Annotated in this window: 19 protein-coding genes; 11 read left to right on the top strand and 8 right to left on the bottom strand. The window is 72.0% G+C overall.

Annotated elements, in window-relative coordinates; all coding sequences use genetic code 11:
- Positions 1 to 138: 138 nt before the first annotated feature.
- From ACWY4P_RS22105 to ACWY4P_RS22095, 3 genes are all read right to left on the bottom strand, one after another.
- Positions 139 to 1,392: an RNA-guided endonuclease InsQ/TnpB family protein gene (locus ACWY4P_RS22105; RefSeq protein ID WP_456212274.1), complete on the bottom strand. Its 1,254-nt coding sequence runs from the start codon at positions 1,390 to 1,392 to the stop codon at positions 139 to 141.
- 10 nt (positions 1,393 to 1,402) lie between these two features.
- Positions 1,403 to 3,481 carry a GTP-binding protein gene (locus ACWY4P_RS22100; RefSeq protein ID WP_456212273.1) on the bottom strand — a complete coding sequence of 693 codons (2,079 nt, stop codon included), beginning with the start codon at positions 3,479 to 3,481 and terminating at the stop codon, positions 1,403 to 1,405.
- Positions 3,482 to 3,644: 163 nt separating this feature from the next.
- Positions 3,645 to 4,256 carry a TetR/AcrR family transcriptional regulator gene (locus ACWY4P_RS22095; RefSeq protein WP_456212272.1) on the bottom strand — a complete coding sequence of 204 codons (612 nt, stop codon included), beginning with the start codon at positions 4,254 to 4,256 and terminating at the stop codon, positions 3,645 to 3,647.
- A 123-nt stretch (positions 4,257 to 4,379) separates the two neighbouring features.
- On the opposite strand from ACWY4P_RS22095, the gene ACWY4P_RS22090 reads away from it, so the two are divergent.
- Positions 4,380 to 5,201, top strand: coding sequence for an NmrA family NAD(P)-binding protein (locus ACWY4P_RS22090; protein WP_456212271.1), 822 nt, complete (start codon positions 4,380 to 4,382; stop codon positions 5,199 to 5,201).
- A 66-nt stretch (positions 5,202 to 5,267) separates the two neighbouring features.
- On the opposite strand, the gene ku is transcribed toward ACWY4P_RS22090, so the two are convergent.
- The gene (ku, locus tag ACWY4P_RS22085) at positions 5,268 to 6,335 is read right to left on the bottom strand and encodes a non-homologous end joining protein Ku (protein ID WP_456212270.1); all 1,068 of its coding nucleotides are present in this window, start codon (positions 6,333 to 6,335) and stop codon (positions 5,268 to 5,270) included.
- A gap of 30 nt (positions 6,336 to 6,365) precedes the next feature.
- Here ku and ligD point away from each other — a divergent pair, with 30 nt between their 5' ends.
- Together ligD and ACWY4P_RS22075 are read left to right on the top strand one after the other, a co-directional pair.
- Positions 6,366 to 7,277 (top strand): non-homologous end-joining DNA ligase, encoded by a 912-nt coding sequence (gene ligD / locus ACWY4P_RS22080; RefSeq protein ID WP_456212269.1) that lies wholly within the window; start codon positions 6,366 to 6,368, stop codon positions 7,275 to 7,277.
- Positions 7,278 to 7,365: 88 nt separating this feature from the next.
- Positions 7,366 to 8,328 (top strand): ATP-dependent DNA ligase, encoded by a 963-nt coding sequence (locus ACWY4P_RS22075; RefSeq protein ID WP_456212268.1) that lies wholly within the window; start codon positions 7,366 to 7,368, stop codon positions 8,326 to 8,328.
- Between the two features lie 78 nt (positions 8,329 to 8,406).
- Here ACWY4P_RS22075 and ACWY4P_RS22070 read toward each other — a convergent pair whose 3' ends face one another.
- Complete coding sequence (locus ACWY4P_RS22070; RefSeq protein ID WP_456212267.1) at positions 8,407 to 9,354, bottom strand: 1-aminocyclopropane-1-carboxylate deaminase/D-cysteine desulfhydrase; 948 nt, start codon at positions 9,352 to 9,354, stop codon at positions 8,407 to 8,409.
- Between the two features lie 380 nt (positions 9,355 to 9,734).
- Between ACWY4P_RS22070 and ACWY4P_RS22065 the strand changes: the two genes are divergently transcribed.
- The gene (locus tag ACWY4P_RS22065) at positions 9,735 to 10,514 is read left to right on the top strand and encodes a helix-turn-helix domain-containing protein (protein WP_456212266.1); all 780 of its coding nucleotides are present in this window, start codon (positions 9,735 to 9,737) and stop codon (positions 10,512 to 10,514) included.
- A gap of 55 nt (positions 10,515 to 10,569) precedes the next feature.
- Here ACWY4P_RS22065 and ACWY4P_RS22060 read toward each other — a convergent pair whose 3' ends face one another.
- Positions 10,570 to 11,019 (bottom strand): hypothetical protein, encoded by a 450-nt coding sequence (locus ACWY4P_RS22060; protein WP_456212265.1) that lies wholly within the window; start codon positions 11,017 to 11,019, stop codon positions 10,570 to 10,572.
- Between the two features lie 13 nt (positions 11,020 to 11,032).
- Positions 11,033 to 11,869, bottom strand: a complete 837-nt coding sequence (locus ACWY4P_RS22055; protein ID WP_456212264.1) for a class I SAM-dependent methyltransferase — start codon at positions 11,867 to 11,869, stop codon at positions 11,033 to 11,035.
- A gap of 104 nt (positions 11,870 to 11,973) precedes the next feature.
- On the opposite strand from ACWY4P_RS22055, the gene ACWY4P_RS22050 reads away from it, so the two are divergent.
- The 7 genes from ACWY4P_RS22050 to ACWY4P_RS22020 all read left to right on the top strand — a co-directional run bounded on the left by ACWY4P_RS22050 (position 11,974) and on the right by ACWY4P_RS22020 (position 20,819).
- The gene (locus ACWY4P_RS22050; RefSeq protein ID WP_456212263.1) at positions 11,974 to 13,032 is read left to right on the top strand and encodes a trypsin-like peptidase domain-containing protein; all 1,059 of its coding nucleotides are present in this window, start codon (positions 11,974 to 11,976) and stop codon (positions 13,030 to 13,032) included.
- Positions 13,029 to 13,631 carry an effector-associated domain EAD1-containing protein gene (locus ACWY4P_RS22045; RefSeq protein WP_456212262.1) on the top strand — a complete coding sequence of 201 codons (603 nt, stop codon included), beginning with the start codon at positions 13,029 to 13,031 and terminating at the stop codon, positions 13,629 to 13,631. Before ACWY4P_RS22050 ends, ACWY4P_RS22045 begins: the two co-directional genes overlap by 4 nt.
- Positions 13,632 to 13,633: 2 nt before the next feature.
- Positions 13,634 to 14,275 carry a hypothetical protein gene (locus tag ACWY4P_RS22040; protein WP_456212261.1) on the top strand — a complete coding sequence of 214 codons (642 nt, stop codon included), beginning with the start codon at positions 13,634 to 13,636 and terminating at the stop codon, positions 14,273 to 14,275.
- 118 nt (positions 14,276 to 14,393) lie between these two features.
- Entirely contained in the window at positions 14,394 to 15,794 is a 1,401-nt protein-coding gene (locus tag ACWY4P_RS22035) for a radical SAM/SPASM domain-containing protein (RefSeq protein ID WP_456212260.1), read from the top strand.
- 4 nt (positions 15,795 to 15,798) lie between these two features.
- Positions 15,799 to 16,959 (top strand): SUMF1/EgtB/PvdO family nonheme iron enzyme, encoded by a 1,161-nt coding sequence (locus ACWY4P_RS22030; RefSeq protein ID WP_456212259.1) that lies wholly within the window; start codon positions 15,799 to 15,801, stop codon positions 16,957 to 16,959.
- Positions 16,956 to 19,487 carry a hypothetical protein gene (locus ACWY4P_RS22025; protein WP_456212258.1) on the top strand — a complete coding sequence of 844 codons (2,532 nt, stop codon included), beginning with the start codon at positions 16,956 to 16,958 and terminating at the stop codon, positions 19,485 to 19,487. The genes ACWY4P_RS22030 and ACWY4P_RS22025 overlap by 4 nt, the downstream gene beginning before the upstream one ends.
- A 402-nt stretch (positions 19,488 to 19,889) precedes the next feature.
- Entirely contained in the window at positions 19,890 to 20,819 is a 930-nt protein-coding gene (locus ACWY4P_RS22020; RefSeq protein ID WP_456213017.1) for an aminoglycoside phosphotransferase family protein, read from the top strand.
- Positions 20,820 to 20,843: 24 nt separating this feature from the next.
- Here the strand turns inward: ACWY4P_RS22020 and ACWY4P_RS22015 are convergent, their stop codons facing one another.
- The gene (locus ACWY4P_RS22015) at positions 20,844 to 21,452 is read right to left on the bottom strand and encodes a TetR/AcrR family transcriptional regulator (protein WP_456212257.1); all 609 of its coding nucleotides are present in this window, start codon (positions 21,450 to 21,452) and stop codon (positions 20,844 to 20,846) included.
- Positions 21,453 to 21,504: the final 52 nt, after the last annotated feature.

Raw genomic sequence — 21,504 nt, 5'->3', positions numbered from 1 at the left:
GTGGGGGGTGTACGCCCCGATTTGTGGCGACGGCCCCCGGCGGACACCGCCCCCGGGCCGATGCCGTGGGGTGCGCCGTCGGGCCGACCAGCGGCCGGAACCTGAGCGTCACCACCCCCGGCGGGAACAGCAATCCTGTCAACGACCCGGGACTGGGAGTCCCGGGCTTGCACAACGGGCGCGACTGGCTGTGGCGCTGCGTTTGCGTCCTGTCCCACGCCCGGGTTTCGGGGGTGGGTCTGGGGTGGTTGACCGCACCCCGCGTCGCCACAACTCTTCCGCTCTGGCGCGGATGTTGCGGGAGCCGTTCCGGTCCGCGTGATCAACGAATCCGCAGGACCGGCAGGCGAACCAGGCTTGGGAGACCCGGTTCGCCTTGTCGATGTGCCCGCACTCGGCGCAGGTGCGGGAGGTGTACGCCGGATCGACGTACACCACCGGTACCCCCGCCTTGCGGGCCTTGTACGCGATGAACCGCCCCAGCTGGGCGAAGGCCCAGCTGGAGTGGGTGGCCCGTTGGGGCTTGCGAAGCCGTACCCGCTCACGGATGCCCGTCAGATCTTCCAGGGCGATCCCGCGACCGGTGCGTTCCGCCTCGGCCACCACATGTTTCGCGATCTTGTGGTTGATGTCCTTGGCCCGCCGGGCCTCCTTGCGGCGCCGCTTCTTCAAGCGGCGCTTGGCGGACGGGGTGTTCTTCTTCTGCAGCTTGGCCCGCAGGGTGCGTTCGCGTAAGCGGCCCCGGTTGAGCCGGCGTCCGGCCATGATCTGGCCGTCGCTGGTGGTGGCGATGTTGACGACGCCCAGGTCGATGCCCAGGAAGCCGTCCGGGTCGGTGTTCGGCGGCGCTTCGGGGACCTCGCAGGTGGCCAGGAGGAACCACATGCCATCACGGAAGACGAGATCGGACTCACCCTTGCGGTACAGCGCGAGCCGGGCCAACTGCTCGGCCGAGGCGGTGAACGCCACCTCCTTCACCCGGCCCGACACGGTCCAGATCGACACCGTCCGCTGGTCGACCTGCCAGGACAGCATCCGGTCATCGAAGGGCTGAGCACCACCGGGCCGGAAGACGACCGGTTTCCCGACAGCCTGCCGGTAGCGTTTCGACCAGGGCTTGCCGAGGTTGCCGGCCTTGAGGTTCGCCGTCAGTGTCGTATACGCGTCACACGTCTTCTTGATCACATGCTGGGCGGCCTGCGCACCCAGACCCCACCGCTGTTTGACCTCGCCATAGGTGAGCTTGCGCAGGGCGAAGTTCCGCTTCACGTCCTTCTCGAACGCCATCGACGACACCCACGTCGCCGCCTCGTTGCACGCGCGCAGGGTCACCTCAAGTGCCGCCGACTGCACGGGCGTCGGCAGCAGCTTCACCTGGGTCACCAGCTTCACGCCTCCGACGCTACCCGCCACTGAACGCTCCGGCATTCGAACACCGGGCTTTCCTCACCGGGCCCAACGGGCGGTCCCCGGCCGGCCGGGACCACCAGACGCCCTCACCCCGCGTGACCCCCGGCAGCCACCGCTTCACCCCGTGCACCTCCCGGGCCGGGATCCGGCCTTCGAGCAGCCAGGCCGGCACCCCGCCCGCCGTCTCCTCGACGGCCGTGATGTCGGCCTCCGCCGCGGTGAGCTGCCCCGTGACCGGGGCCAGCGCGTCGTGCGGGATCTCCAACTCGAAGGCGTGGCACGGCTCGTACACCCGCGTCCCCGCGCCGCGCAGCGCGCGCTCCAGCACCACCGGGGTCAGCTCCCGGAAGTCGCGCGCGGTGCTGACCGGGCTGGAGAAGCCCGAGCGGATCAGGGTGACGCGGCAGTCGGTCACCGGCCGGCCGTCGTGGCCCTGGAGGAGGGTGTCGTGCACGGTCTCCTCGATGGCGTGGTGGAAGGCGCGGGGCAGCGCGCCCAGTTCGGTCTCGTACCGGAAGACCACCCCCGAGCCGGCCGGGGCGGGCTCGACGCGCAGCCCGATCGTGGCCCAGAGGCCGGTGTGATGGCGCCGGGCCATCTCCTCGCACGCCTCGCCGACGCCCACCGGCCGCTCGACCTGGACCGGCCGGCTCGGCTCGAAGTCGGCCTCGATGCCGAAGTCCCGGGCGAGCGTCGCCGCGATGATCTCCTTTTGGACCTCGCCGTACAGCAGCACCGAGGTGGCGCCGCCGCGCAGGGCGCGCGTGTGGATCAGCGGGTCCTGGTCGGCCAGGCTCAGCAGCGCGGCGTGCAGCCGCGCGGCGGGGCCCGGGCCGGGCTCGCGCGCGCGGACGACCGTGCTCAGGCTGGGCGCGGCGAAGTGCGGCTGGTCCGGCGGCGGGTGCCCGGAGCCGGTTTCGGCGTTCGTGTCGGCGTTCGTGTCGGCGTTGGGGTTGGCGTCGGGGTTGACGTCGGGGTTGACGTCGGGGTTGACGTCGGCGTCGGCCCGTCCGAGCCGGTCGCCGACCCGTACCTCGGGCAGGCCCCGCACCTTGCCGATGTTCCCGGCGGTCAGCCGCCCGGCGTCCGCGCCCGCGCCCGCGCCGGCCCGGCCGACGACGTCGAGCGAGGTGATCTGGCCGCTGTACTCGACGAGCGTGCCGCCCGGCCCGCGGCGGTGGAGCGTCACCCGCCGGCGTACGGCCAACTCGCCCGCGAACAGCCGCAGATAGGCGGTCTTCCCCGCGGCGCCGCCCCGGCGCTCGACGGCGAAGACCGTCCCGTACGGCGCTGCTCCGCGTTCCGTACCGCCGGGCGCGGGCGGCAGCAGGCGCACCATCCCGCGGGCGAGCGCGCCGACGCCCTGGCCGCTCAGCGCCGAGCCGAAGAACACCGGGTGCACGCGGCCGTCCGCCGTCCCGGCGGCCAGCGCCGCCCGCAGCTCGGCGGGCGTGGGCGGGGGCCCGTCCAGGACCCGGGCGAGCAGCGCGTCGTCGGTCTCGGCCAGCGCCTCGGCCACCTGGGCGCGGAAGTCCGCGTCGTCGAGCGACCGGGGCACGGCGCGGGCGTCCCGCGCGCCCAGGTCCCGTACGGCCGTCATCGCGACGAGGCGCGGGGCCAGCTTGTGCCGGATGTCCGCCAGCAGCCCCTCATGGCGGGCGCCCGCGCGGTCGATCTTGTTGACGAAGAGCAGGGTCGGCAGCCGCAGCCGCCGCAGCGTCTTCATCAGCACACGGGTCTGCGCCTGGACGCCCTCCACCGCGGACAGCACCAGGACCGCGCCGTCGAGCACGCCGAGGGCGCGCTCGACCTCGGCGATGAAGTCCGAGTGGCCGGGCGTGTCGATCAGATTGACCTGTGCCGACCCCACGGTGAAGGAGGCGACCGCCGAGCGCACGGTGATGCCGCGCTCGCGCTCGATGTCGCCCGTGTCGGTCTGGGTGGTGCCGCTGTCGACGCTGCCGAGGCGGTCGATGGCGCCGTGGTCGAAGAGCAGGCGCTCGGTGAGGCTGGTCTTACCGGCGTCGACGTGCGCCAGGATGCCGATGTTCAGGGTGTGCGAAGGGGGCATGCGTGTTGAAGTCCTCGAGAACTGTCGTCCGGTGGGGGCGCTGGTGAGTTCCGAGGAATCGGCGCATCGCATGCTCCTGACTGGTCGTCGGACGGACGCGGCCATCCTGTCAGCGCGTGCGGCACGGTCAAGCGAATTACGGCCCTGCGGGCGGAGACCGCGGCTACGCGAGGTGGCGGACGATGCGGCGCAGCTGCTCGGTGTAGTGCTCGCGGAACTCCGGCGAGTCCGGGTCGACGCCGAAGAGCTGCCGTACTAGGTCCGGCATCGCGGTGGGCGCCGAGACCATGCTGATGAACAGCAGCATCGCGGCGGCCGGGTCGAGGTCCTCGGCCAGCTCGCCGTCCGCCTGGCGGCGGCGCAGTCCGGAGAGGTCTTCCGGGTCGGGCTCCAACGCGCCGCCGGTGAGGCCGTTCCAGAGGATGAGGCGGGTGGGCCGGGGGTCGGCGAAGGCCTCGTCGAGGTAGCGCACGATGAGCTCGTCGAGGGGGAGGTCGGGGTCGATGATGGTTTCCTCGCGCCGCAGCCACTGCTGGTGCAGCTCGCGGTAGAGCCCCTCCTTGCCGCCGAAGTAGTAGCTGATCAGCTGCTTGTTGAGCCCGGCGCGGTCCGCGATGTCCTGGACGCGGGCGCCCGCGAATCCCTTCTCGGCGAACTCGTCCATCGCGGCGTCCAGCAGCAGCCGCCGGGAGCGCTCGGAGTCGAGCTTGCGCTCCGCCGGCGCGGGGGTGCGGCGGGGCTTCTTCGGCGGTTCCTGTGGCGCTTGCTCCTTCACCCGATCAGGCTAGCCGCCGGGTCCGCCGACTTCACCCATCTATTTGTTTGACAAGTTCATCCGGTTGGATGAATCGTGGAGGCGGTCAACCCCAACAGCACGGCAGTACAAGGAGAATTCGTCATGATCGTGGTGACCGGAGCCACCGGAAACGTCGGCAGGCATGTGGTGGACGAGCTGGTCGCGGCGGGTGCGGAGGTCCGCGCGCTGACCCGCGATCCCCAGGCCGCGCGGCTGCCCGAGGGGGTCCAGGTGGCACGGACCGCGGACCTTCCCCTCGACGGCGCCGACGCGGTGTTCCTCAATCCGGCGGTGGTGTGGCAGAAGGGCGGCGGCGAGCTGCTGCGCGAGGCCGAGCGGGCGGGGGTGCGGCGGATCGTCACGCTCTCCTCCTCGGCCGCGGTGGAGCCCGGCCCGGGCAATGTCATCGGCAACCACCACCATGAGCTGGAGACCGAGATCGAGGCCTCGGGGCTGGCCTGGACGCATGTGCGGCCGGGCGCGTTCGCCTCGAACGCGCTCCAGTGGGTGGCGCAGATCCGCAAGGGCGACGTGGTGTACGGCGCGTACGCCCAGGCCCACACGGCGCCCATCCACGAGGCCGACATCGGGGCCGTCGCCGCCCGCGCCCTGCTCGGCGAGGACTACGCCGGCCAGGCGCCGGTGCTGTCGGGGCCGCAGTCGCTGACCTTCGCGGAGCAGGTGGCCGTCATCGGCGAGGTCCTCGGGCGGCCGCTGCGGTACGAGGAGATCCCGCCGGAGGCGGCTCGGGAGGCGATGACCGGCGGCGGTGTGCCGGCGGAGATCGCGGACACGCTGCTGCGGCTGTTCGAGGGGGCCGTCGGCCGCCCGGCCGAGATCTCCCCGGAGACGGAGCGGATCACGGGCCGGCCGGGGCGTACCTTCGCCCAGTGGGCGAGCGACCACGCGGCCGCGTTCAGCTGACACTCCCGTAAGGCCGCGGCCGGCCGCTGTCCCGAAAGCGGTCCGGCTGTTGTCCTGCCGCCCCGGTCAGGAAGCCGTCCTGCCGCCCGCCCGCTTGCCGGTGGCCTGCTTCTTGGCGGGGGCCTTCTTGGCCGCGGCCTTCTTCGCCGTGGTCTTGGCGGTCCCGGCCTTCTCGGCGCCCTTCGCGGCGCTCTTCTTGCCCGCCGCGGCGGTCTTCTTCCCGGCGGGGGCCTTCTTGGCGGGCGCGGCGGCCTTCTTGCGCGCCCGCAGCGGGTGGACCGTCGCCTCCGCCTCTTCCCCCTCTTCACCGGCTTCCCCTGCCTCCCCGGCCTCTCCATGTCCTCCGGCCTCCTCGCCCCGGGCCTTGCGGGCGCTGCGCACGCTGTCCCGCAGCGCCGCCATGAGGTCGACGACCTGGGCCCCGGCCGGGGCCTCGCCGGGCTCGGCGGTGGGCGTGGCGCCGGCCATCTTCGCCGCCACGAGGGCGTCCAGCGCCTCCTGGTACTCGTCGTGCAGCTCGTTCAGGTCCACCTCGCCGAGCGTGTTCATCAAGGTGTCGGCCAGGTCGAGCTCCGCGTCCCGTACCGTCACCTTCTCCTTGGGGGCCACCCCGACCGGGGTGCGCACCTCGTCGGGCCACAGCAGCCGGTGCATGGCGATGGCGTCGCCCACGACGCGCAGCATGCCCAGGCGCTCCCGGCCGCGGTGGGCGTACTTGGTGATGGCGACCTTCTCGCTGCGCTTGAGCGCCTCGCGCAGCAGGGCGTACGGCTTGGCGGCGGCGGGGCCGCTGGCACCGAGGTAGTAGGCGTCACCCATCTGGAGGGGGTCGATGTCCGCCGCCGAGACGAACGCCTGGATCTCCAGGGCGCGGGTCGTGGGCAGCGGAAGGCGGGCCAGGTCCTCGTCGGTGATCGGGACCAGCGTGCCGTCGGCGTCCTCATAGGCCTTGCCGATCTCCTCCGGGTCGATCTGCTTGTCCTCGAGCTCGCAGACCTTGCGGTAGCGGATCCGGCCGCCGTCCTTGGTGTGCACCTGCCGGAAGGAGACCGAGTGGTCCTCGGTCGCCGGATACATCTTGATCGGGATGCTGACCAGGCCGAATGAAATGTTCCCATTCCAGATGGATCGCATACTTGATCCCTTTCGTGAGATTCTTATCGTATGTCCCCTATCGCGGAGGTGGAGGGGCGGCGCATCGCGCTCAGAAACCTCGACAAGGTCCTCTATCCGGCCACGGGCACCACCAAGGGCGAGCTGCTGCACTACCTGGCGGCCGCCGCCGGCCCGCTCCTCCGCCATCTGCGCGGCCGGCCGCTGGCCTTCCTCCGCTTCCCGGACGGCCCCGACGGCCAGACGTTCTTCACCAAGAACCCACCCCCAGGCACGCCCGACTGGGTCGCGACGGCCGAGGTGCCCCGCCACGAGGGGGAGACGTCCCGCCAGATCCTGATCCAGGACCTGGCCTCGCTCATGTGGGCCGGAAACCTGGTTGTCGAATTCCACGCCCCCATGTGGCGCGCCGATCGCGACGCCGGCCTCGCCGACCGCCTCGTCTTCGACCTCGACCCGGGCCCGCCCGCCACGATCGTCCACTGCTGCGCCGTCGCCGAGTGGCTGCGCGAGCGGCTGCGCGCCGACGGACTGTCCGCGTACGCCAAGACCAGCGGCTCCAAGGGGCTGCACCTGCTGGTCCCGGTGGAGCCGGCCCCCTCCCGGCAGACCACCGGCTACGCCCGGAAGCTCGCCCTGGAGGCCGCGGCCGCCGTGCCCGGCCTGGTGACCTCCAAGATGACCCGCTCGCTGCGGCCCGGGAAGGTGTTCGTCGACTTCAGCCAGAACGCCGCCGCGAAGACCACCGCCGCCCCCTACACCGCCCGCGCGCGCCGCGAGCCGACCGTCTCCATGCCGGTCACCTGGGACGAGGTCGAGGGGTGCGAGGACACCGCACAGCTGGTCTTCCGGATCGACGACATCACCCCCCGGCTGGACCGCCACGGGGATCTGCTGGAGCCCCTCCTGGACCCGGAGCTGGCCCGCCCACTGCCCACGGGGACCGCGGAGGCCGGGCCGTGACGGCCGCGGCCGGGCCGAAGCCCGCAGCCGGGCCGATCGCCGCAGCGGGGCCGGCCTTCGGATCCGCCCCGGCCCCCGGAGCCGCGTGATGATCCCCGGCTGGAGCCCGCCCTCTCGGATGCCGCTGCTGCCGCCCGTGGAGGTCGCGCTGGCCCGCCCCGTCCAGGCCTTTCCCGACCCGGCCGGAAAGCGGCTGGCGTACGAGCCGAAGTTCGACGGCCACCGCGTACTGATCTTCCGTACGGAGGACGACGTCCTGCTGCAGGCCCGCTCCGGCCGCATCGTCACCACGGCGTTCCCCGATCTGCGGGCCGCCGCGGAACGGCTCCCGGCCGGCACGGTCCTGGACGGCGAGGTCGTCGTGTGGACCGGCGGCCGTACGGACTTCGCCGCCGTCCAGAAGCGCGCGGCGGCCACCCGCGCCCGCGCCGCCCGGCTCGCCCGCGAACTCCCCGCCTCCTACGCCGCCTTCGACCTGTTGGCCGCCGGGGACGAGGACCTGCGCCCCCTGGCGTACGAGCGGCGCCGCGCCCGGCTCGTCGCCCTGCTGGAGCCGTACGGGCCGCCGCTCCAGCCCGTCCCCATGACCACCGACCCCGAGCTCGCCGCCACCTGGTACGACACGCTGTTGGCCATCGGCGTCGAGGGCCTGGTCATCAAGAGCCTCGGCCAGCCCTACCGCGCGGGCCGGCACTGGTGGAAGCTGCGCCACTCCGAGACGCGGGAGGCCGTGGTGGTCGGCGTCGTCGGCCCCCGCTACCACCCGCGCTCGCTCGCGCTGGTGCTGCCGGGCGACGACGACCCCGTGGTCTCCACCCCGCTCTCCCCGGCCGTGCGCGCCCAGATCACGGCCGCGCTGCGCGGCCTGCCGGCCGCCCCCGAGCCGCCCGAGCCGCCCGGGGCCGAGGAGCCCGCCCCCACCGCCATGGACATGGTGGGCACCGCGATCTCGTACCGGCCGGTGACCCCGGAGCTGATGGTCGAGGTACGGCGGGACAGCACCGCCCGCCACGCGGCGACCACGGTGATGCGCCTGCGCGCGCCGGAGTAGACGCCGGAGTTTGTAGTGAGTTTGGGACGGCGACACGCCGACGCCACGGCGTGTCGCCGTCCCAAACTCACCACAAACTCACTGGCCCGGCCCCGGGACGGGGTCCGGCGGCCCCGTGATCACGGCGGTGACCCGGCTCCCCGGCGGCAGCCACTCCCCGCCCGCCAGGTCGTACACACACCGCAGCATCTTGGCGACGTAGCGGCGCTCCACGGCCAGGCCGTGCCGCTTCTCGAAGTCCTCGGTGAAGGCGGTCAGCTCCGTTGGGACGCGGCCGTAGCCGCCGCCGTGGTGGTCGTGGTCGATCCGCCAGTTCGGATAGGTCCGCCCCCACCCCCGCTCATGCAGCCGCGCCACCTCGCCGTCCAGATACCGGGCGCCCTTGACCACCGCGACCCCCAGCGCCCGGGCGCCCTCGGGGAGGGCGGCGGCGATCCCGGCCAGCGTGCCCCCGGTGCCCACCGCGCAGCACACCACGTCGCCCGGCCCGAGATCGGGCAGTTCCGCGACGATCTCCGCCGCCCCGCGCGCCGCCGCCACGTTCGTACCGCCCTCCGGCAGCACATAACACCGGCCCCACCGCTCCTCGAGCCCCCGGACCGTCTCCGGCTCCGCCAGCCCGCGCAGCGTCTCCCGGAAGCGGGCCCGATCCCAGAACGCCAGCTCCATCCCGTACCCCTCGGCCCGCGCCAAGGACCAGTTGCGCTCCGCCCGGGCCAGCTCGTCGCCCCGTATGACCCCCACCGTCCCCAACCCCACCGCTGCCCCGGCCGCGGCCACGGCGCGGATGTGGTTGGAGTACGCGCCACCGAAGGTCAGCAGCCGCGAGTGCCCCTGGTCGAGGGCGGCCTTCAGGTTGGGGGCCAGCTTGCGCCACTTGTTGCCAGGCACCGCCGGGTGCACGACATCGTCCCGCTTCAGCCGCAGCTCCACGCCCCGCCCGGCCAGCCGCTCGTCACGTACCTCCTGCAACGGAGACGGCAGCCGGGGCGCGAGGGCGACGGCGGGGTCGATGGGCACGCTCACCTCTCCATTCTGACCGCTGGAGCCCGTCTACTGGGCCGTGCCGCCGACCGGCCGAGAGGGCGCGGGACGTGCGCCGGACACGCAGCGTAAGCACTGACACGGTGGCCACACGCCGGTCTGCAGGGGAGGCAGTGACTCGCTGCTCATGACCACCACCTCGGCGCCCCAGGTCCGGCCGCCGTCACGGGACACCCTGAGGCTCATGAGTCGCCGCCCCTGTTTCGCTCTGTCCGTCATGATCCGCCCTCTCTGTTGCGTCCGGTCGCGATCGTGCCGCCGGTGCCCGGGACACTGCGACGACAGAAAGGGCGTTGCTCCGGCGTCCCTCGTTAGGCGTCATTTAGGTGTCATTAGGTGCTCGTTGGGGAAGTTTGGGTGTCATGACGACCGAGGTGCACGTACCGAACGACGCACTGCGGGCCGTGCGCATCGGCCTGCGGATGAGCCAGGACGACCTGGCCAGGGCGCTCCGCCGAGCGGGTGACGAACTGGGCGAGCCGAACGACGCCAGCAAGAGGCTGGTCCAGCGCTGGGAAGCCGGTATCAGCAGGTCGCCGAGGCCCGTATACGTTCGCGCCCTGGAGAGGGTCACAGGGGTGCCGGCCGAGGCATTGGGGTTCGCCCCGCAGGTGCCCATGGCCAGGGTCCAGGGCGACGGGCGAGGGGGACACGACATGGCGCCGGGCCCGGAGGGCGTCGCCTCCGCCTCGGCGGACGATCAGTCGGCCCCGCAAGCGACCGGAGTCAACTACAGCGGCGTATGGCTGTCCCGGTACGAGTTCTACTCGTCCGGCCGGGACGACTCGTTCGAGGGCAGGCACTATGTCGTGCTCGTCCAGCACGGTCAGCGCCTGACGGGGCGTTCCCTCAACGGGGCGTCGTCGAATCCGGATTCGCCGCTCTCCCTGGACCTCACGGCCGACCGGAACGTGGTCACGGGCACATGGACCGAGCAGACAGCCAGTGACGGCTACTACCAGGGTGCGTGCTACCACGGGGCGGTTCAGTTGCTCGTGGAGCCGACGGGGCGTCGGATGGCGGGCAAGTGGGTCGGCTTCGGGAAGGACTTCGACGTCAACACCGGCCCATGGGAGCTGCGGCTCATGGACACCTCGACGTCCAAAGCGGCCCTGGAGCGGTACAGCGTCCCGCCGGAGTGACCAGGCAGGGCGTTCCGGGGCGACCGACCATGCCACGGCCTGTACTTCCCGGCCGTCACTCCGACGCAGGGTGCTTGGTGAGGAGCAGGGCGTGCAGCCTCGCGCGGTCCACGTGGACCCCGCAGTTCGGGCAGTGCGTCGCCCAGCGGTGGTGGCGCAGGTGATCGCCGAAGAACGGCAGCGCCGACTCCCCCCGCAGCGCGACCACGCGGCCCTCGCAGGCGCGGCATCGCCAGCCCTGGCACACCTCGGCCAGCACCACACCGGTCAGATCGGCGGGCGTCCACGCCGGTGCGGTGCTGCTCGGGTCGGGCAGGCGCGCCGACTCCGGCCAGAGCGCGACATAGGGGAACGCCCACCCCGTATCCGGGCCCCGCAGCAGGGCGGGCCTGACGCGCTCACCGACCGCTGTGCCCACGAGGGCCACCCCGGATTCCCTCGGTGGCTCGTCGTCGGTGGCATACACGGTCAACTCGTGCCACCGGCTGATCACAACCGTCTGCATGAGACGCGCCTGGTCAGGCGAACCGCGCGATGGCGGTCATGGTCGGCCGCATGTTCCTTACGGCGGGCAGCCGGTACAGCACCGGCGTCAGCGCCCCGAAGTACGGGCCCCGGCCGCGCGGCAGACGCAGCTCGCGCACGTCGACGATGTCAGGGTGGGCCGTACGCACCTTCCGCAGCTCGCCGGCGTTCAGGCCCCACGGCATGCCGGGCATGCGGTAGTTCGGCGCGGCCCGCTTCTCGCCGCGCTGCGTGCCGACGCTGAGCCAGCGGGGGACGGCGTCGAAGACCAGCGCCCCGCCCCGGAATCGCTCGGCGCATGCCGCGATGAGCTCCCGCACCTCGGGCGGGCGCAGATACATCAGCAGCCCCTGGGCGGTGATCAGCACACCGCGTTCGGGGTCGACCTCGTCCAGCCAGGACAGATCGAGCACGGACTGGGCCAGGATGCGCCGCCGTTCGGCGTCCGGCAGCAGGGCGCGGCGCAGCTCGGCGGTCTCCGGGAGCTCGACGCACAGCCACTGAGCCCGGCCGTTGTCGACCCGCCAGAACTGGGTCTCCAGGCCCTCGGCGAGGTTGACGACGGTGCCGGTCGGGTGATCGGCGAGGAAGGACTGCACGGCGGCGTCGAAGGTCCGTACGCGCAGCCCCTGGCCCTGGGCGAGCAGGGGGTGGGGTGGGCCGAAGGTCTTCTCGAAGGGGAAGTCGAGGCGGTCGACGAGCTCGATGGCCTTGGGGTCGTGGAGCACCGTCCGGGGCTGCCGGGCCTCGTACGCCCGGTGGTAGAGGTTCCACAGCAGGGTCTCGGGGACGCGGCTGAGTTGTACGGGCACCTTGTCCTGGTTCGCCATGCTCCTGCTCCCTTCCGACCGCGGTCTTCAGCGGAGAATATGCGTGAGGTTACATTCATGGCTCCGGCCCGGAACGGGCCGCACATCTACCCTATGCTGGGGTCGTGCCGCATTTTCTCGACGCACTGCCCTTCGACTGGAGCAGGCCCGAGTCCCGTGAACTACACGACTTCCTCGCCGGTATCTATTTCCGGGAGGGGCCGGTTGTCGAGTTCGCTCTGCGGGCGGGGGTGAAACCGGCGACGGTCGCATGGGATCGGCCGATGCATTCCGTCTGGCACGACCTGATCACCAAGGCCCGTAACCAGAATCGACTGCGCGCGCTACTCGAACAAGTGGCGGAAGGCGATGAGGCGGTAGGTCTGCGGCTGCGGGAGCTGATGGCGGCGGAGCCGGTGGTGGAGGCCCCGGCGGCCGTTGATTCGGGGGTCGTCTGGAAGGGCTTCGACGCCCGTGGCGCGTGGGAGCGGCAGATCTTCGACGAGCCGACCCTGCTCGATGTGGCGTTCATGCGGCGCGGGGTCGAGCTCGCCCCGGCCGTGGTGCGGCTGTTGGTGACGCTGGAGAGCGGCCGGGCCTACGGGACGGCGTTCCGGATCGGCGACGACCTGCTGCTGACCAACCATCATGTGCTGTACGACGCGGGCCCAGGCTCCGGCTCCGGTGCCGCGGGCGGTGTGCCCGCGACGCGCGTCGAGGCCTGGCTGCACTACGAACTCGACACCGCCGCCCGGCACCGCGTGCATACGGTGGTGCACTGCCGGCCCGAGACGATCACCGGCGACCGAATGCACGACTGGGCCGTGATCCGGGCGGACGGACCCCTGCCGGGCGACATTCCCGTCGTCGAATTGGCCGCCGCCGAGCCGGTCTCGGCCGGCGAGCGGGTCTGCATCATCCAGCACCCGAAGGGCGGGGTGAAGAAGATAGGAATGCATCACAACATCGTCCGCCATGTCGATGACGATGTGATCCAGTATTGGACGGATACCGAGGCCGGTTCCTCCGGCTCGCCCGTCTTCAACGAACGCTGGCAATTGGTCGGGCTGCACCATCGATGGCTGGCCGTCGAGGAGTCCGGGAAGCGGGAATTCCGTAATCAGGGTCGCCGGATATCCCGGGTGGCCGAGGGCCTCGCCGCGGCCGGGGTGGAGCTGCCGTGAGCGGCGTGGATCTGCTGGACAGCGCCCCCTTCGCCGCCGACGACCCACAGGCGCGGGAACTGCTCGCCGCGCTCCTGGCGGTGTACTACCAGGGGGCCGAGGTGCGGGCCTTCGTGCTCGCGGCGGGGATGCGCGCGGCCGAGTTCTCGTGGACGGGGCCCATGGCGGAGGTCTGGCCGCAGGTTCTGCGCCGGGCGGCGGACCAGGGGAGGCTGCGGCGCCTGGTCGGCCTGATCGCCGAGGACCCCAACAGCGCGGCGTACGGGATCATCGCCCGGCTCGCCGCCACCCCCGCACCGGCCACCGCCCCGGCGAGCACCCCCACCCCCGCGCCCCTCTCCTGTCGGCCGGGTGACGTACGCCGACTGGTCATGGACGCCCTGGACGACGACGAGCTCAGCGCACTCTGCCTCGATCATTTCCCGTCGGTGTACGACCAGTTCGCCCAGGGCATGAGCAAATCCCAAAAGACGATTCGGCTGATCGAGTACTGTGCGCGGCGTGATCGGCTACCGGACCTCGTGCGACGGGTGGGCGAGGTCAATCCCGTCAGGCACCGCGAGTTCACCGACCGCCTGGAAAACCGAGACGAGAGGTGAGCATGGACGAGCGTGAGCTGAAACTCAATTCCCTGTCGCGGTACGCCAAGACGTCACCGCTGTTTATCCTCGAGGAACACGGACATTGCGAGGTGCCCGCCGGATGCGGGGGCGTGGTGCTCCGGTGGCGCAATCCACGGGCCGGAGTTCCCTTCACGATGTGGCTGGAGACCGACGGCGAGAGCGACATGTATCTCGACGGCACGGCGCCCTCCTCGTCCCGCCCGCTGGTCCCTTTCGGCACCCACGTTCTCGCGCTCGAGATTGCCGCGTACGACCCCGCGTACACCACGCTGCTGTTCGCCGGGCTCTACAAGCCGGATGAAGAGGTCAATGTGCGGACCACGGCCCCTCACGGTGTTGCGGAGACGTCCGTACTCTCGGCGGCGGACGGCAGTTGGAAATACTCCCTCGACGAGCCGGAGGACGACGCCTGGACTCGCCCCGGTTTCGATGACGACGGCTGGCAGCCCATGGTGGAGCGGCCCGAGCGGCGGCCGGCGGAGGATCCGGAGCGGAATGTCGAGCCCTATCGGGTGAGAAAGCTGAAGGAATTCGGCGCGGTCGGCCTGGGGGTTCCCGGGCGGGGTGGCCGGGTCTGGATCCGTAAGGTCTTCACGATCTCCGATCCGGACGCGGCCTGACCACAGCGGCCCGACCACAGCGGCCCGACGACAGAGGCCTGACCACAGCGGCCCGACCACAGAGGCCTGACCACAGCGGCCCGACAACCCGCGGCCTGACAACAAACGGAGGTTAACGATGCCGGAACGGGCCCCGCTGGTGCTCACCCCGCAATTCTTCGGCAGCCTGGTCTTCGACCGCCGTACGTCGCGATACCTGCCCTTCGACGCGGAGGCCACGGACGTACTGAGGCGGCTGAGCACGCACCCCATCGATCGCCTGCTCGCGGAAACGGACGACGCGGACCGGCGCGGCCGGATCCAGCGGTTCTTCGAGCACTTCCACGACCTGGGGTTCTTCACCATCGACGGCCGGTTCGCCGGCGTCCTCCACGACGGCACCGGCGAATCAGACGTGCCGCCGGACCATCTCGCCGGCCCGCTGGCGGTCCATCTGGAGGTCATCTCCTCGTGCAACCTGACCTGCACCCACTGTTTCGCCGGTGACCTCCCGCGCCGCGAGAAGCGGCTGAGCCTGGAGGAGATCGACCGGCTCTTCGCGGAGATGGCACGGCTCGGCGCCTTCCGGCTCGGGCTCACGGGCGGCGAACCACTGCTGCGGAAGGACATTTTCCGCATCATTGACATGGCTCTGGCCCATGGCCTGGCCCCGTGCATCACCACGAATGGCCTGCTCATCACCGAGGACATCGCCAAGGAATTCGGAAAGCGCGAACTGGTCTGGCTGAATGTCAGCCTGGAAGGCGCGACCGCCGAGACCAACGACCGGGTGCGCGGGCCCGGCACCTTCGCCAAGGTGCTCGACCGCCTCGCCGTGCTCCGCGAACACGCCCGCTTCACCCTGGCCTTCACCATCATGCGGACCAATCTCGACGAGATCGACGCCTGCGCCGAACTCGCCCATGAAGTGGGCGCGGACACCGCGGTGTTCCGGCCGCTGTACCCGGTCGGTGTCGCCGAGCGGAATCAGGAACTGATGCCGAGTTTCGCGGACTACACCGAGGCGTTGAACACCCTGTCCCGGCTGGGCGGCCCAAGCCCCAGCAAACCCGACAACTCCGTTGATCTGCATCACATCGACCCGTTCAGCCCGCATTCCCGGCAGGAGACGCAGTCCGTCATCCACCAGAACTACGGCTGCGGCGCCGGAAACCTCGTGTGCTCCGTCTCCGTTTCCGGCGACGTCAACCCGTGCAGTTTCCTCGGTCCGGATTTCGTCGCCGCCAACGTACGGGACACGTCCCTGGCCGAGATCTGGCACCACAGCGCCGGCTTCCAGTCGATACGGGCCCTCCCGCACACCGACCCGGCCGGCGGCCACGGCCAGACCGCCACCTTCGGCGGCGGCTGCCGCGCCCGCTCCCTCGTCCTGGCCGGCTCGGTCAACGCCCCCGACCCCTGGATCGCCGAACAGGTCGAGGCGGAAGCGCGCTCGGGATCGGCGGTCCGCAACCCGCTCGTCATCCTCGACGTGTCGGCGCGGGGGCCCCGTCCCTCCTGCCACGGATCGTGCGGGTAAGGCGATGGGATCGGCGTACGACATGGGATCCGCGTACGAATGGCTGCGCACGGACCACACCGCCACCGGCAGCGCCCGCGAACTGCTGCGGCTCGCCCGCGAGCTGGAGGCCCAGGGCGATCCGCGTACCGCCGCGACGGCGTACGACCGCGCGCGCATGGTCGCCCCGGCCGACCGCGAGATCGCCGAGGCCCGGGGCGCGCTGCTGGACCGGATGGCGGTGGAGGAGCACGGCATCCTGTTCCGCTACGTCCCGGCCGGCTCCTTCGCGATGGGCTCCGCCGACGGCGACCTGGACGAGCGCCCGGTGCACCCGGTCCGGCTCGACGACTACTGGCTGTCCGAGACCCCGGTGAGCTGGGCGGCCTACTGCGACCTCATGGACTGGGAACCGCCTCCCACCGGGATGCCCCGGGAGGAGCTCGGGCGGCGGAGCGGATCGGTGGACCCCGGCTGGTTCCTGTACGAGGCGAACAAGATCCGCCTTCAGTACTGCGAGGACGCGACCGTCCGCGCCACCGACTGGCACGCCCACGCGCCGCGCCACGACTGGGTCAGCGGAAACGGCGAGCGGGTCGACTCCCGGACCCTGTTCGGCAGGCCGCGCCGGGACGACCCCCGGCGCCCGTGGGCCTACGACCGCAAGCCCATGGTGAGCGTCTCCTGGCAGGACGCCGAGGAGATGTGCGGGCGGCTGTCCACCGACGAGGTCCGGTACGCCCTGCCCACCGAGGCGGAGTGGGAGCGGGCCGCGCGCGGCGGCCTGCCCGGCCGCCGCTACCCCTGGGGGGACGAGCCCCCGACCCCGGAGCGCTGCGACTCCGACCGCTTCGACCAGTTCTCCATCCTGCCCATGCGGCGCCTGCCCCCCAACGGCTACGGCCTGTACGCGATGAGCGGAGGGGTGTGGGAGTGGACCGCCGACTGGTACGACGCGGAGTACTACCGCACCAGCCCGGGAGCCGCCCCGACCGGCCCCGCCGCGGGCCAGGAGCGGGTGCTGCGCGGCGGATCCTGGGCGGACTGCGCCGAGGCGGTCACGGTGTCCTTCCGGATGTCCCGTGAGGCGGGCAGCTGGCGGCAGGGCGGCTGGGGCGCCCATATGACCCCCAGCATCGGCTTTCGGCTGTGCCGCAAGGGACCCGCGCCCGCGGTGGCGCCATGACGGGCGACCCCCACGGCGACGCGTACGGCGCCGTACGCAACGCCGGCGCCGTACGGGCCCTGATCGACCGGGCGCTGTCCGAGGACGAGGTCCGGGACCTGTGCTTCGACCACTACCCGGAGGTGTACCGGGAGCTCGCGGCGGCCATGAGCCGCCGCGAGTGCATCCGCAGGCTGGTCGCCTGGTGCCACGACCGGCGAGAACTCGGCGGGCTCGTCGCCCGTGTCGCCGAGATCAACGCGCAGGCCGTCGCCGCGCACGCCGAAGCGCTCGCCGCGCCCCCACAGGACACAGGCCCCGAGGCAAGGCCACCGCAACGCCCCCTGACGGCCGGCATCGTCCACGCCCTGCCCCCCGCCCCCAGCTTCGTCGGCCGCGCGAACGAACTGGCCGCCCTCAGCCGCTTCTGGCAGGACGGTGAGCCGGGCGTGCTGGCGCTGCTCGGGCTCGGCGGCGCGGGAAAGACCGCCCTGGCGGGGGAGTTCCTGACCCGGCTGAGGACACAGGGGGACCCGCCGCCCGACGAGCTGTTCATCTGGAGCTTCTACCTCAACCAGGACGTCAAGGAGTTCCTCGAGGTCGCCTACACCTACTTCAGCGGCGGCGCGGTCGTGCGCGGCAGCCCCATGGGCACCTTCTACCTGCTCACCGAAATCCTCACCGGACCGGGGCGCAGGCTGCTCGTCCTGGACGGCCTGGAGCGGGTGCAGCGCCCGGCCACCGACCGTCAGGGCGCCTTCGGCGACCTGGCCGACCGGCTGCTCGCCCAGGTCATCGACCGCCTGGCCGACGGCCTGGGCGCCACCAAGTGCCTGATCACCAGCCGCCTCCCGCTGCCCCGGCTGGCGCCCTGGCACGGCCGCGGCTACGCCTGGCTCGACATCGACCAGCTGTGCCGCGAGGACGCGGTGGCCCTGATCCGCGACCGCGGCGTACGCGGCGACGACGACGCGCTGCACGCCCTGATCGACGAGTTCGGCGCCCACGCCCTGACCCTCGACCACCTCAGCGGCTACCTCGTCGAATACGCCGACGCCGACCCGGCCCGCGCCGCCTCGCTGCCCGAGCCGCGCGCCGACTCGGGGGAGCCGCAGGAGCGGCGCCTGGCGCGGGTGCTCGACGCGTACGAGACCGCGCTGAGCGAGCGGGAGACGGCCCTGCTCGCCCGGCTGTGCATCTTCCGCTTCGGCGCGTCCGCCGAGCAGCTGCACTCCGTCTTCACCCGCGCCACCAACCCCCAGATCGCGGGCCCGCTGCGCGGCCTCGACCCGCGCGACGTCCTCACCACCCTGCGCCACCTTCACCAACTCCACCTCGTACTGCGCGAATCCGCCGACCTGTTCACCGTCCACCCCGCGGTCCGCGACCACTTCTACCGGTCCTTCACCGACCCCCGCTCCGTCCACCAGGCCATCCGCCGCCACTACAGCGCCCTGGTCACCGGCCCCGGCGTACTGCCCCCCGACCGCCCCGAGACCCTGGACCTCCTCGAAGAGCTGGTCCACCACTCCCTCGCGGCCGGTTATGTCGCCGAGGCCGAGGAGGTCTACCGGCTGCGCATGGGCGGCTACCAACACCTCGCCTGGCAGACCGGCCAGTACAGCCGCTGCGTCCGCGTCCTGGAGGAGTTCCCCACCTGCCCCGACCCCGGCGGCCTCCTCTGGTGCTACCGCGCGATCGGCGACCTCCCCGCCGCCCTGGTCCGCATCGACCCGGACGACAGCTGGTGGCTGGCCATGATCGGCACCCTCAGAGGCCGCCTCGCCGAGGTCGCCCGCCTGCTGCGCGGCAGCCGCCGCGACCCCATCCTCGCCGTCTCCCGCGCCCTCACCGGCTCCCTGCCCATCGACCAGCTGGCCACCGCCCCCGTCTGGTTCGGCCTCCCGCTCTCACCGGCCGAGTGCCTCCTGGAGGCCGGCCTGCCCGAACCGGCACGCGCATACGTCTCACGCGCCCGCTCGGAACTGACCGACGCCTCCCTGGGCGTCGACTGGAACGACGAGGTCGCCCGCTACGACCTGATCGAGGCCGCCCTCGCCTGCCACTCCGGCGACCTCGTCATGGCCCAGAGCCTGCTGGAGGCGGCCACCCAGTGGATCGTCACCTCCGGCTCCCAGGAACACCTCTGCCTCCTCCACCTCGGCCGGGCCCGCCTCGCCCGCGCCCAGCACCACCACACCCTCGCCACCACCGCGATCCGCGAAGGCCTCCGCACCGCCGAACAGTGCGGCTTCGGCCTCTACCGCCTCGCCCTCCTCCTCGAGAAAGCCGAACTCGCCCTCCACGAAGACGACCCCCACACCGCCGCCACCACCGCCACCACGGCCCTCCACACCGCCGCCGACCCGGCCTGCCACCACGTCTGGGCCATGTCCCGGGCAAGCCACCTCCTCGCCCAGGCCCACCACCGCCTGGGCGACCTCCCTCAGGCGGTGGCCGAACTGACCCGCACGATCGCCCTCCAACGCGACATCGGCGACCCCCGGCTGGCCGGATCCCTGGAGCTGCTGGAGAGGATCTCCGGCTAAGAGCTGTCCCGTAATGCTGGGACAGTCCGGATTGCGAACACGGCATCCCAGGCGTGGTCCCGGCAGGCCGGGTCTCATCCTGGGGTAGACATGTCGCCCACCGGAATCTGCCGAGCAGAGGCTGTGCTTCACCTGCGGTGGAGTCCAGCTGCCACGAGTGTCCGGCTCGGAGGCGCGGACTGCCGTGGTTGACTCGACGGGGCGTCTTGCCGCCCTCTGTCCAGCTCAACGATGCTCGGCTGTCCGGGTTACGGATAATCGGAGAAATGCGGGACAGGCCCTAGGCTGGCGGCATGCTTTGACGCCTGCCCCGTGGCCGGGCACCCCCGCGCCCTCCTTCGTATGGCCACCCCGATTCCGGACCCCACGAAGGAGACCTTTCCCATGAACACGTCGACACCCATGAACACGTCGACACCCATCGACGTCCCCGACGCCTTCGCCGCGTCCTACGGCGCGAACGACGCCTCCGCGCGCGCCTGGATCGCCGGGCTGCCGCGCCTCGGCGGCGATTTCCTGGAGCGCTGGGAGCTGTGCCCCGACGGACCGGCCGCACACGGCATGGCGTCACTCGTGCTGCCCGTGCGCCGGGCCGACGGCACACCCGCCGTCCTCAAGCTCCAGCAGCTGAGGGAGGAGACCGCGGGTGTTGCCGCCGGGCTGCGGGCGTGGCGCGGCGATGGCATCGTGCGCCTGCTCGACCATGACGACGAGAGCGGCACGCAGCTGCTGGAACGACTCGACGCGAGCCGGACCCTGTCGTCCGTGGCGGACGACCACGCGGCCATGCGGATCCTGGCCGAGCTGATGGCCCGGCTCACCTCGGTGCCCGCCCCCGAGGGGCTGCGGCGGCTGGCCGACATCGCCGCCGCCATGCTCGCCGAGGCCCGGGACCCGCAGGTCGTCCAGGCGCTGCGCGACCCCGCCGAACAGCGGCTCGTGCGCGACTGCGCGTCCGCCGTGGCCGAGCTGGTCGGCGAGCCCGGGGACCGGTTGCTGCACTGGGATCTGCACTACGACAACGTCCTGGCCGGGGAGCGGGAGCCGTGGCTGGCCATCGATGCCGAGCCGCTGGCCGGCGACCCGGGCTTCGAGCTGCTGCCGGCGCTGGACAACCGGTGGGACGACGTGGTGGCCACGGGCGATGTGGTACGTGCGGTGCTGCGCCGCTTCGACCTGCTGACCGAGGTGGTCGGGCTGGACCGGCGGCGGGCGGTCGGCTGGACGCTGGGCCGTGTGCTTCAGAACGCGCTGTGGGACATCGAGGACGGCAAGACGGCGCTGGAACCGGCCCAGGTCGCCATCGCCACGGCCCTGCTGCGCCACCGCTAGCCGTGCGGTCCTGGGTCCTGTGTCCTAGCGCGGGGCGAGCAGCCGGTCCAGGGCGTGCCGGGTGCGGTCGGCGGCTTCGGGGGCGGCGAAGAGCTGGATTTCCTGGTTCAGGGCCATGTAGAGGCCGACCAGCTCGTACGCGACCTGCTCCGGGTCGGTGCCGGACGGCAGGTCGCCCGCCGCGACGGCGGCGCGCACCTCGCCGGCGAGCCGGCGCCGCCACAGCCGGAACAGCCGGGCCACGGCGTCGTGTACGAGCCCGTCGCGGGCGTCGAACTCGATGGAGGCGGTGGTGAAGAGGCAGCCACCGGGGAAGACGTCGCGCGCCGTCTCCAGATAGGTGATCCATGCCTCGCAGATGGCGCGCAGCCGGGGCAGCCCCGGCCGCGCGCCCTCTGCGGGCTCCCACACCAGCCGCGAGAAGGCCGCCGCCCCTTCCTCCAGGGTGGCGAGCTGCAGTGCCTGTTTGGTGCCGAAGTGGCCGAGCACCCCGGCTTTGCTCATCCCCAGGTCGGTGGCGAGGCGCCCGATGGTCAGCCCGTCGAGTCCCTCGACGGAGGCGATGGCGACACCGCGCTCCACGATGCGCTCCCGCGTTCTGCGGGCTTCGGCGACCGACTTGCGTGGGCTCATGGCGTCAGGATACCCAGCCGGACCCCGTTTAGCTTCCGACCGATCGGTTGCT

The organism is Streptomyces sp. LZ34 (genome assembly GCF_053890475.1).
This window is presented reverse-complemented; position numbering and strand designations above follow the sequence as displayed.